Annotated in this window: 12 protein-coding genes and 1 pseudogene; 10 read left to right on the top strand and 3 right to left on the bottom strand. The window is 72.8% G+C overall.

Annotation, left to right across the window (positions count from 1 at the left end):
• The 6 genes from AMK16_RS37485 to AMK16_RS25265 all read left to right on the top strand — a co-directional run.
• A partial coding sequence (locus AMK16_RS37485) for a peroxidase family protein (RefSeq protein WP_338014472.1) occupies nucleotides 1-1040 on the top strand: 1040 nt, incomplete at its 5' end.
• A 203-nt stretch (nucleotides 1041-1243) separates the two neighbouring features.
• Nucleotides 1244-1813 carry a phosphatase PAP2 family protein gene (locus AMK16_RS25285; RefSeq protein WP_073919660.1) on the top strand — a complete coding sequence of 190 codons (570 nt, stop codon included), beginning with the start codon at nucleotides 1244-1246 and terminating at the stop codon, nucleotides 1811-1813.
• Nucleotides 1814-1888: 75 nt separating this feature from the next.
• The gene (locus AMK16_RS37480; RefSeq protein WP_242438900.1) at nucleotides 1889-2434 is read left to right on the top strand and encodes a hypothetical protein; all 546 of its coding nucleotides are present in this window, start codon (nucleotides 1889-1891) and stop codon (nucleotides 2432-2434) included.
• Between the two features lie 149 nt (nucleotides 2435-2583).
• Nucleotides 2584-3414: an MEDS domain-containing protein gene (locus AMK16_RS36305; protein WP_158071238.1), complete on the top strand. Its 831-nt coding sequence runs from the start codon at nucleotides 2584-2586 to the stop codon at nucleotides 3412-3414.
• A complete protein-coding gene (locus AMK16_RS25270) occupies nucleotides 3411-4400 on the top strand; it encodes a sensor histidine kinase (protein ID WP_079191711.1) in 990 nt (329 codons plus the stop codon). The genes AMK16_RS36305 and AMK16_RS25270 overlap by 4 nt, the downstream gene beginning before the upstream one ends.
• A gap of 444 nt (nucleotides 4401-4844) precedes the next feature.
• Nucleotides 4845-5633 carry a CAP domain-containing protein gene (locus AMK16_RS25265; protein ID WP_073919658.1) on the top strand — a complete coding sequence of 263 codons (789 nt, stop codon included), beginning with the start codon at nucleotides 4845-4847 and terminating at the stop codon, nucleotides 5631-5633.
• An 81-nt stretch (nucleotides 5634-5714) separates the two neighbouring features.
• Here the strand turns inward: AMK16_RS25265 and AMK16_RS37475 are convergent.
• A pseudogene (locus tag AMK16_RS37475) lies at nucleotides 5715-5918 on the bottom strand (fused response regulator/phosphatase); the annotation flags it as partial.
• Between the two features lie 355 nt (nucleotides 5919-6273).
• Here AMK16_RS37475 and AMK16_RS25255 point away from each other — a divergent pair.
• A complete protein-coding gene (locus AMK16_RS25255; RefSeq protein WP_073919657.1) occupies nucleotides 6274-6693 on the top strand; it encodes a subtilase-type protease inhibitor in 420 nt (139 codons plus the stop codon).
• 102 nt (nucleotides 6694-6795) lie between these two features.
• On the opposite strand, the gene AMK16_RS25250 is transcribed toward AMK16_RS25255, so the two are convergent.
• Nucleotides 6796-7362, bottom strand: coding sequence for a hypothetical protein (locus AMK16_RS25250; RefSeq protein ID WP_073919656.1), 567 nt, complete (start codon nucleotides 7360-7362; stop codon nucleotides 6796-6798).
• A 124-nt stretch (nucleotides 7363-7486) separates the two neighbouring features.
• On the opposite strand from AMK16_RS25250, the gene AMK16_RS25245 reads away from it, so the two are divergent.
• Entirely contained in the window at nucleotides 7487-8008 is a 522-nt protein-coding gene (locus tag AMK16_RS25245) for a PadR family transcriptional regulator (RefSeq protein WP_073920008.1), read from the top strand.
• A 28-nt stretch (nucleotides 8009-8036) separates the two neighbouring features.
• On the opposite strand, the gene AMK16_RS25240 is transcribed toward AMK16_RS25245, so the two are convergent.
• Nucleotides 8037-8522, bottom strand: coding sequence for a zinc ribbon domain-containing protein (locus AMK16_RS25240; protein ID WP_079191710.1), 486 nt, complete (start codon nucleotides 8520-8522; stop codon nucleotides 8037-8039).
• A gap of 410 nt (nucleotides 8523-8932) precedes the next feature.
• Here AMK16_RS25240 and AMK16_RS25235 point away from each other — a divergent pair, with 410 nt between their 5' ends.
• Both AMK16_RS25235 and AMK16_RS25230 read left to right on the top strand, forming a co-directional pair.
• On the top strand, nucleotides 8933-9496 hold the full coding sequence (locus AMK16_RS25235; RefSeq protein ID WP_242438899.1) for an HPP family protein: 564 nt from the start codon (nucleotides 8933-8935) through the stop codon (nucleotides 9494-9496).
• Between the two features lie 226 nt (nucleotides 9497-9722).
• Complete coding sequence (locus tag AMK16_RS25230; RefSeq protein ID WP_073919655.1) at nucleotides 9723-10463, top strand: siderophore-interacting protein; 741 nt, start codon at nucleotides 9723-9725, stop codon at nucleotides 10461-10463.
• The last annotated feature ends 466 nt before the right edge of the window (nucleotides 10464-10929 follow it).

Below are 10929 nucleotides of genomic sequence, written 5' to 3'. Positions count from 1 at the left end.
TGAAGAGCTTCCACGAGAACCCGGACAAGCTCGCGGAGGCGTTCGCCAAGGCCTGGTACAAGTTGCTGCACCGCGACATGGGGCCCCTCTCGCGCTACCTCGGCCCGTGGGTTCCCGAGCCGCAGCTGTGGCAGGACCCCGTCCCGGCGGTCGATCACGAGCTGGTCGGGGAGGAGGACGTCGCCGCCCTGAAGGCCAGGGTCCTCGCTTCGGGACTGTCCGTGTCCCAGCTGGTCACCACCGCCTGGGCGTCGGCGGCGAGCTTCCGCGGCACCGACAAGCGCGGCGGGGCCAACGGGGCACGGCTGCGGCTCCTGCCGCAGAGGGACTGGGAGGTCAACGACGCGCCCGAGGTGGCCGAGACGCTGCGGACCCTCGAACAGGTCCAGCAGGAGTTCAACGGGTCCCGGTCCGACGGTGTGAAGATCTCGCTCGCCGACCTGATCGTCCTCGGTGGGTGCGCGGCGGTCGAGCAGGCCGCCGAGCGGGCCGGGCAGGACATCACGGTGCCTTTCGCACCGGGGCGCACGGACGCCTCGCAGGAGCAGACCGACGTGGAGACCTTCGCGGTGCTCGAACCCCGGGCGGACGCGTTCCGCAACTACGTCCAGGCGGACGAGAAGCTGTCGCCCGAGACGCTCATGCTGGACCGCGCCAACCTGTTGACGCTGACCGCTCCCGAGATGACGGTCCTGATGGGCGGCATGCGTGCCCTGGGCACCAACTTCAACGGCTCCGCCCACGGTGTCTTCACCGACCGGCCGGGAATTCTGACCAATGACTTCTTCGTCAACCTGCTCGACATGGGCACGCAATGGAAGGTGTCCGCCGCGGCGGAGAACGTCTTCGAAGGCCGCGACCGCGCGACGGGGGAGGTGAGGTGGACCGCCTCCGCCGTCGACCTCGTCTTCGGTTCGCACGCCCAGCTCCGGGCCATCTCGGAGGTCTACGCGTCGCGGGACGCGGAAGGAAAGTTCGTGCGTGACTTCGTGGCGGCGTGGAACAAGGTCATGAACCTCGACCGCTTCGACCTGGTCTGAGGCCGCTGTCCGGGACGGCCGGCCGGCCGCCCCGGACAGCCAGGCGAAGGGGCGCCGCAGATCCCCCTCGGCGAGAGCGGTGATGCGGACCGTCCCGGCGGCTGGAGCGGGGCGCGGGCCACGGCCGCTGACCGGGCCCGGTCCCGCAATGCGGCCGGTCGGCGGGTGTGCGTGGACTGCGGCGCCCGGGGCAGTGGCACGGCATGAAAATCCTGACCGTACTGCGTGAGCACGAGCGCCGGCTGACCCGGCACATGGCCGCCTGGGACTCTCCCTGGGCACGTCGGGTCCTGCCTCCCGTCGAGGACGCGGCCCAGCACACCAAGCTGTGGTGGGCGGCGGCCGTCACCATGGCCGCCGGCGGCGGCCGCAGGGGGCGGCGGGCCGCGGCCGCCGGCATCGGCGGCATGGCCCTGGCGGAACTGCTGTCCAACGGGGTCGCCAAGCAGCTCGTCGACCGGCGGCGTCCGCCCAAGGAATGGATCCCCCATGACGACGTCGAGGACAGGCCCGACAGTTCTTCCTTCCCTTCCGGGCACACGGCAGCCGCCGTGGCCTTCACCACCGCCGTCGCGCCGGCCTGGCCCGTGGCCGCGGCCGTCTGCGCCGTCCCCGCCCTCTTGGTGGGGATCGAGCGGATCCACAGCGGCGCGCACTACCCGTCCGACGTCGCGGCGGGCGCCGCGGTCGGCCTGACCGCCGCCGCCCTCGTCCGGGCCTCTCCCCGCCTGCCCCGTCTGCTCCTGCGCCGCCGGATGAGGACCCTGGGCTGACCCGGCGCGGGTGCGGCCGGGGTGGCACGCTGCCGAGTGGGCGTCAAAGTGCCACCGAGTGGGCACACGAGGTCCATGCCAGGAGAACACGCACGTCCGACGAGCACACTGTTCCGCTCGACGCCCGGCACCGGGGCTCCCCCGGCTCACGGGAAGCACTCCCGCCGGGGCTCCTTCGCCGGCCGGCTGCGCCGCAGGATCCTGGCGTACCGCGACATCGAGTTCCTGTCCTCCCGCATACCGGGTGACGGCGGCGCGGCCGAGGAGGAGTGCCTGCTCCTGGTGCACACGCGCAGGGTCGTCGGCCAGGTCCACTACCGGATCTGTGCCGTCTGCGCCGAGGGTGTGATCACCGGCGTCGACATCGAGGAACGCCTGCGCTCCAGCGGTCTCGGTACGCGTGCGCTGTCGCACCTGCGCTCGCGCCACCCCGGCATCGCCTGGCGGAGCACTCTGACCCGGCGCACCACACAGGAGCTGCTGCGCCGGATGCGCATCCCCACCGCCCCGTCCGCCGCCGCCCTGTGCGTGCACGTACAGGTGGCGCCCCGCGCGGTGGGGCCGGCCGGGGCGCACCCGCTGGGCCCACGACGGCCCGGACGTCCCGGGGCCGGGCGGTAGAGTGGTGCGATCTGCGGTCTGCGACCTGGTTCGAGCGGGTGACGGGGGCATGCCAGGGGCGTGTATCGGAAGAGGACTGTGAGGTAGCGGTGAGGGCACCGGGCAGTGAGCTGCCGGTCCAGGGGCTGGGGCACGGTGATCATGTGTGCTTGGCGTTCGCCGATGACGCCGAGCAGCGCCGGGTGGTCACGGCGTACCTGTCGCAGGGTCTGGCGCGTGGGGAGCGGGTGCTCTACTTCGCCGACCGGCAGGATCCTGCCACGGTGCTCGACTGGCTGCGTTCGGCCGGGGCGCGCCCCGAGGCCGCGCAGGCCAGTGGGCAGTTGCGGGTCCTGACCGCCGGTGCCGGCTACTTCCCGTCGGGCCGTTTCGAGGGCGAGCCGATGGTCGTGACGCTGCGGCGAGAGGTCCAGGAGAGCCTCCAGGCGGGTTATACGGGCTTCCGCGTCAGCGGAGAGATGAGCTGGAGCCTGCGCGGTGTCCCCGGCACCGAGCAGCTGTCCTGGTACGAGCGGGAAGTCACCGAACTGTTCGCGGGACAGCCGGCGTCGGCGCTCTGCCAGTACGACGCCCGCCTGTTCGACCCTGAGCAGTTGGACACCTTCGAGCGGTGTCACCGCGGCACGGTGGAAGCGGATCCCCTGTACGAGGACGCACTGCTGCGGATCGTGCCCTCCTTCCTCGAAGGGCGGCGGACGGTGCGCGTCGTCGGCACGGTGGACTACCGCACCACCGGTGCACTGGCCGAGGCCCTGGACACGGTACTGGGCTGGACGGGAGACGTACGGGTGGACATGGGCGCTCTGGAATTCATCGACCTGGCGGGTCTGCGCGCCCTGGCCGACAGCGCCGGGCGGTTCGAGCCGGGGCGCCACCTGCGCGTGGAAGGGCTGGCGCCGCTGATGTGCCAGGTGATTAGCGTGGCCGGCTTCGACCAGCAGCCGGGCTTGGTCGTCATTCCCGCGGGGGGCCCGGCATGAGCGGTGTGAGCGACGTGCTCGGCGCGGCGCAGGAGCGGGCACCGCGCCTCGTCCACCAGGGGCTGGTGTACGGATCCGATCAGGAGTTCCTGGCCGCCACCGTCCCGTTCTGCCTGGACGGCCTGGAGGAGGACGATGCGGTGCTGGCCGTCACCACGAAGGCCAACATCGACCTGCTGCGCCAGCAGTTGGGCAGTTCCGCCCGGGACGTGGAGTTCATAGTGGCCGACGAGTGGTACCGGGCGCCGGGGCGGACCCTGGCCGCCTACTACCGTTACGTCGACGAGCGCACCGGCGCCGGACCCCATCAGCGGGTGCGGGTGATCGGAGAACCGGTCTGGCACGGCCGTGACGTGCTGGAGACCGATGAGTGGACGCGGTACGAGTCGGCCATCAACGTCGCCTTCGCCGACTGCCCGGCGTGGATCGTGTGTCCCTATGACACCCGGGTGCTGCCGGCCTCGGTGGTCGCCGATGCCCGGCGCACCCATCCGCAGCTGGTGTCGGGCGCTGCCGCACGGGCCAGTGGGCACTACGCCGCCCCCCTGGACGGCGCCTGGGGCCGAACTCTTTCACCGGTTCCCTCGGACGGAAGGGCCGTCCTGCGCTTCGACGCCGACCTGAGCGCCGTGCGGCCGTTCGTCGCGCGCGCGGCCACCTCGTTGGGGATGTCGAGCGCCGGGGCGGACCGGCTGGTCTTCGCCGTCAACGAGGTGGCCACCAATGCCGTTCAGCACGGCGGCGGCGCCGGCGAGGTCGCGCTCTGGCGCAGCGGCCACCGGGTCGTGTGCGACGTCAGGGACTCCGGGGGGCGGGGCGGCTCCGTCGACGGCCACTGGATGCTGGGGTACATGCCGCCGGAGTCGGGGCGGGCCCGCGGCCATGGTCTGTGGACGGTACGGCAGCTGTGCGACGTGGTGGAGGTCGAGCCCGGGATCGCCGGCACCACCGGCACCACCGTCCGTCTGCACCTGAACCTCGCCTGACCGCCGCCCGTCCCCCGTCCCCCGTCCCCCAGCGCACAGGCCCGGCGCCCCGGCGGTTCCCTCCGGAAACCGTGACATACGTCACGACACCTCATGCCGGGCCGGGCGACCCTGGAGACTTCGCCGCCCAGTGACATTTCGATATTTGCACCTTTTTGGCAATGACATGCCCGACTCGACCAGAAACGGAATCAGGGGCTCTCATTTCCGCTTCCGCAACGTCGCCGATGGCAGCTGGTTCTAGCGACGCGTCAGGTGGTACCCGCAGTGTCCGCGGTGCAGGTATGCACGACCGCCCGGTCGTTTCAAGCCCGGCGGCGCCACGCCGGAGCGGCCGGGCGGCACGGGCTTGCCAGGCCGATGCCGCCCTTCTAAGAATGGCGGCTCCTCCGGCGCCCCGCGGTCCGGCGCCGGGAGCTTCGGGATCACCGAGTGAGGTCACGCATGAAGAAGCACCGTAGGAAGACGCACCACCGGAAAATAGCCGTGGCGGTCGGGGCACTGGCCATCGTGGGCGTCCCCACCGCCGCCATGGCATGCCTGGGCCCCCAGGGCGCCGGGCCGACGCGGCCCGCGGCGGCCCGTCACGAGGCCCGTCCCTGGCACGACGCCCACCGTGGGGCACCGGGCACGCAGCAGCCCGTGGAGGCCCCCGTCGAGGCCGAGGCCCCCGTGGCCCCCGCCCCCGACACCGTCCCGGCGGCGCCGGCGGAGCCGGCCGGACAGCCTGTGGGCGAACCGCCCGCGCAGCCGGCCACCGGGGACACCCCGCAGCCGGCGCCGGCGCCGGCGAAGCAGGCCAAGCCGGTTCGGCCTCCGGCCGCGCCTGCCGCCCCGACGGGCTCCGCGGCGCCCACCGGCGCCCAGGCCGAGGTGCTCGCGCTCGTCAACCAGGAGCGTGCCGCGGTCGGGTGCCCGGCGCTCACCGTCAACGCGAAGCTGACGAAGGCCGCACAGGACCACAGCGCGGACATGGCCGCGCACGGCAACATGTCGCACGTCGGCTCCGACGGTTCCGACCCGGGCGGGCGCATCACCCGGGCGGGTTACGCCTGGAGGACGTACGGCGAGAACGTCGCCTACGGCTACAGCACCGCGGCGAAGGTCATGGAGGGCTGGATGAACAGCCCCGGCCACAAGCGGAACATCCTCGACTGCTCCTACAAGGAGATCGGCATCGGCCTCGCCGAGCCCGGCCACTACTGGACGCAGGACTTCGGCGCCACGCGCTGACGCCTCGTGGTCCCGGCCCCTCGCAGCCCCGGCCCCTCCCCTCGGGGGGCCAGGGCTGCCGGCCGTCCCGGTCGGGCGGAGCACGGCGAGCGCGGCGGCGTCGGGGCCGTGTCCGCTGACGTCGCCGACGACGGCGTGGAGCAGCCCGTCGTCATCCTCGACGACATCGAGGAAGTCGCCCCCGAGCATGGCCCCTTCGGCGCCGGGCAGGTAACGGGCGGTGACCGTCACGGTGGAGGTGTCGAGGATGGACTGCGGCAGCAGTCCGCGTTCCAGTCGGGCGTTCCCCTTCCCCGCCGGCGGCCGGCCCCGCGGCTCCGCGGTCCGCGATCGACTGAACCGTCGCTATCCGGTCAGCCTGGGTGGACGTTCGGTGAACCGCACGCGGCCGACAGCAGGTCAACGGCCCCCGGGCGACCGCGCCGACCCCTGTGACCCTCCGTTCGCGCGCGACCGCGAAGGGCACACGCACCGCCTGAGCTGCCAGAACGATCGTTCGGTCGCCGATAATCGAACGGGTTGTCTGTAAATCGGTGATCGATGTGCGCACCCCCTTCACACCCGACAGACTCAGCGACGTCCGGTTGGCATATCGAAGCCAACTACGCCACCTATCCTTCGAATTGAAAGTGAGTCCGTCGTGCGTCACCGCATCGCTGCCGTCTCCGCCGCCGCCCTGCTGACCCTGGCCGGAGCCACCGGCATCGCGGGGGCACAGCCCAGCAGCCTGTACGCCCCGTCCGCCTTGGTCCTGACGGTTGCCCAGGGAGAGGACCCGGGCACCGTCGTGCGTGCGTCCACTCTCAGCTGCGCACCCACCGCCCAGGGAACGCACCCCGACCCCCAGGCCGCCTGTACGGCCCTCGCCGCCGCCGCCGGCACCCTCGACACGCTCCTGGCCGCCCCGGACGCGAACCGCGCCTGCCCGATGCACTATGCCCCGGTGACCGTGACCGCGGACGGAGTCTGGCGGGGCAGCCGCGTCTCGTGGAAGCACACCTTCTCCAACTCGTGCGTCATGTCCGCGAGCTTCAACGGAAACGCCGTCTTCGCGTTCTGACCGCCCGGCACGAAGCCGGACCGGCCCCTCCCCGCGCGCACGTCCGCCCCCGCCCCTCCCGGGCGGGGGCGGACGTGCGTCCCGGCCTGCGGGACACGACCGTCAGGCGGCGCTGGGGGTGTGCCGGGCGCGGTAGCGCTTCATGAAGGCGAACATCTGCTGGACGGCGACGATGGGGACGATCCAGTTGCAGACGACGTCCAGGCCCGTGCTGTGCGGGGCCGCCGAGGCGACCAGGTGGGCGAGGGTCATCAGGGCGAAGACGCCGCCCCACGCCGCGGAGAAGAGACGGTTGGTCCTCTTGAAGACGGGCGATCCCCAGGCAGCCCGCGGCACCTCCTCGCGGGCGTACTGCTCGGTGAAGGGCATGACGGGCAGAGTGAGGAGGATCAGCACGGCCAGGGCGCCGGTGGCGACGGTGCGGCCGTAGTCCGTGACGAAGTCCTGGGCTCCGTGGCCACCGGCGAATGCGAGGGCGGAGAGGGCGGCGAAGGTCACGATTCCCATGGCATCCAGCAGCTTGGGCCGCCGGGCCGCTATCGAGGGAACGGCAGCGGCGAGTGCCACCAGGGCGGCCAGGGCCGCGGACCACTGGGCGGCGATGCCGTTCCCGGCGGCCAGGGTGAAGACGATCCAGGGGGCAAGGCTCAGGAGGGGGTTCGACTTCATGTCGTGTGCCGTCTCTCGTCGAAGGGGCGGGACGGCCGACGCCGGCGCCACATTCCAGTGTTGACATGTCGAAGTTAGAACGTCTGCTTGTGACCTGTCAATAGTGGAAGGTACGATGGCACTCATGAGCCTTCGCCACGCACTCCTCGGCCTGCTGTCCGACCGCCCGTCCAGCGGCTACGACCTGATGAAGCTGTTCGACACCACGCTCTCCAACGTGTGGCGCGCCACCCAGAGCCAGGTCTACGGGGAGCTGACCCGGATGACCGACGCCGGTCTCGTCGACGTCTCCGCCGAAGGCCCCCGGGGCCGCAAGGAGTACAGCCTCCGCCCGGAAGGGCGAGCCGAGCTGCAGCACTGGCTGACCACGCCCGCCCAGCCCCAGCCGCTGCGCAGCGAATGGATGCTGCGGGTCTTCTTCCTCGGCTTCCTCCCGTCCGAGCAGGCGCGCGAGCAGCTGGCCCGGCTCGCCGAGGAGGAGGACCGCCAGATCGCGGAGCTGGAACGACTCCTCGGTTCGCGCGAGTGGACGGGTGACCCCCTCTCCGTCTCGGGACGCCTCGTTCTGGAGTACGGCCTGCGGGGCAGCGCGATGAAGCGCGAGTGGGCCCGCTGGGCCCTGGACCAGATCACGGCGGCGCGGTAGCGGGAGGGCTGCGCTGCCGGCGGCGCCGTCAGTCGGGCAGGGGGGTGCCGCACCGGCCGCAGTAGCGGGCGTCGCGCTCGGTGGCGAGCCGTCCGCATGCGGCGCAGACCCGGTCCAGGAGGCACGCCGGCTCTCCCGCGTCGGCGTGCGGCGCCGTCGGGATGGCCAGAGGCGGCCGGCGGCGGTGTGCGGTGGTGTAGGTGAGACCTTCGGCGCCGGCGCGCACGGAGCGCGTGGTGCCGACGGGCAGCCAGGCCACGGATCCGGGCGCGAGTGGGTGCGCGGAGTCCCGGGTGCGGAGCTCACCACTGCCCGAGACGACCACGAGCAGGACGCCGAGAACCGTCTCGGTGTGCTCGCCGATGGCGGCCCACGGGCCCAGTCGGACCAGGTTCGCGTCCAGGTCGCGGGCGCGGTCCTCCAGCGCCCACACGACGCGGATCCGCCCGTCGCCGACGGGGTCCCCGTGCGGCGGGACGAGGAGGACGGGCGGGCCCGGGGCGGGCGTATGCATGGCGGCTCCCGGTACGGAGGGGGTGGGATCAAGGGAACCATCCCACAGCCGGGGCGGGGCGTCCCGCCCGCGCGCGGCCGCCGCGGCCTCGGCCGGGGAGGCTGCGGGAGGGACCTGCCCGCCACGCGGTTTGTCGGGCTTCGTATGATCCAGGGGAGTTCACGGCCGCCCCGACCCGGGGCCTCCGCAGTGTGCCCGGCCCTGCCGATCGCAGGGGGGTCGTCACAGTGGTACGAGCCGAAGCAGCTCCCGCCCCTGCCGATCACCGCCGTCGGACGCACGCCCGTCGGCCCGTTTCCCGAAGCTGCCATCCTTTGAGCCCCGACCCGACCGCCACACTTCCGCCGCCGTCAGCGTCCCCGTCAGCATCGCCCCCGTCCGAGTCCCAGCCCGAGTCCCAGTCCCAGTCCGTGTCACGCTCGTCGGCCCTGGCGCCGTCGGGGTCGGGCCCCGGGGCCGGCCGGCCGCCCCTGCGGGTACTGCCCCGTCTGGCGGGGCGTGCGCCCGCTCCACCGGCGCCGGGCGCCGCCCTGCACAGCGTCAGCGGCGCCACCGCCGTCATGCTGGCACTCGTGGCCATCGGCGCCGTGGTCCACGAGCCGGTCCTGATACCGCCGCTGGCCGCGTCCGCGGCGATCGTCCACAGCGTTCCCGCCCTGCCGCTGGCCCAGCCCCGCAGCGTCATCGCCGGGCACCTGATGTGCTCCGCCGTCGGTTACGGGGCCCTGGCCGCTCTGGGCAGCGCCCCTTGGGTGGCGGCCGTCGCCGCCGGGATCGGCCTGGCCCTGATGACCGTGGCCCGCACCCCGCACTCCCCGGCGTGCGCGACCGCCGTGGTCATCGTCCTGAGCGCACCCGACCCCAGGACCTTCCTGCCGCTGCTGGCCGGATCGACGCTCCTCCTCGTCCTCGCGGGCTGCGCCCTTTCCCGCGCCCGCACGGGCAGCCTCCGCTACCCCGTGTACTGGTGGTGAGCACCGCCCGGCGCACCTCGGACCGCCGGGCCGTCCCGGTCCTCCCGCGCCGGCCGTCCTGACCCTCCCACGCCGGGCCGACCGGGAGGGCCCGGGGGCGCGGCACGGGCGCTGGGCCGCGCGGCGGGCCCGTGCGACGAACGCCGTCAGCAGACACCGGCTCCCAACCCCACGATCATCTTAGGTTAGGCTGACCTAATATCAGACTGCAGGGGAAGGGGCGGGCATGGCGGTCGGCAAGGGTTGGGAGGGCGTGGTCCTCAAGCTGTTCCGGGGCAAGGACTTCACGTTCACGGTCACGGGCGCGGAGCAGGTCACGCCGGACTACCGCAGGATCACCTTCACCGACGGCGGTCTGCTCGAGGCGGCCGGCGAGTCCCTGCACCCGACGATGTGGGTCCGGCTCTGGTTCAGCAACCACGGCAAGCCCCATCAGCGTGCCTACACCCTCGTCGACCCCGACCCCGAAGCGGGCACCTTTGCCCTGGAGTTCGCCCTGCACGAAGGCGTCGCCAGCGACTGGGCCCGGTCCGCCGCCCCCGGCGACACGGTGGACGCCACCGTGCAGGGCACCGGCTTCGCCGTCCCCGCCCCGGCCCCGCAGCGGCTGCTGGTCATCGGCGACCCCGCCTCGCTGCCCGCCATCAACTCCTTGCTGGACGCCTTTCCCCGGACCCCCGCCACCATCTGGTTCGAGACCCGGCACGACTCCGACGCGGACCTCCCCGTACGGCTCGACCCGGACCTGCACGAGATACGGCGCGTGCCCCGCTCCGGCGACGGCGCCGCGCTCGTGGAGCGGGTCCGCGCCGAATTGCCGCAGCTGGCGCCCGACGTGGAGTCGGCGTACGTCTGGCTGGCCTGCGACACGGTGACCACGCGCACCCTGAGCGGCTACCTGCGCAAGGACCTCGGCCTGCCCAGGCAGCGTCTGAACAGCCTGGGCTATTGGCGGCCCGCCGCCTGAAAGGGCGTGACCTCCCAGGGTCTACGCCGTTAGGGAATCGCCGGAGCAGCGCACCTACCCGGGCCGTCCTGCTCCGGCGACCTCGCCCCCCCCCCGGCGCTGCACGGCGAAGCACGGACGATCTTCGCGATCGATCACCAGGCGTACCGGCGGCGCGGCACGGGCGGCCGCGCACCGACTCACGTGCCCCAGGCCGCCGTGCCGACTGCCACCCGGACTGCCGCCGCACCCTTTGCCCGGTTCAAGAGACAGTTACGGATATGTCTGGATTGGGCAATGCGAGGCGATTGAGCGGCTTTCAGGCGCCGAGAGGGGCCAGAGTGTGGCTCCCCGGCAGCACGCCGGGAACTGTTCGGAGCCCGCCGGCTTGCACGAGGCCGGGCAGGGCTGACCTCTGAAGGGGCCTTCTCCATGTCTGCTTCTCTCGCCACCCGACGTGCTCTCGCCGCCCTGCTGGCCGCCGGCG

Source organism: Streptomyces sp. CB00455 (assembly GCF_001905445.1).
In the GTDB taxonomy this organism is placed as follows: domain Bacteria; phylum Actinomycetota; class Actinomycetes; order Streptomycetales; family Streptomycetaceae; genus Streptomyces.
Note: the sequence above shows the minus strand (reverse complement) of the source record. Positions and strands in the feature narration are given on the sequence as shown.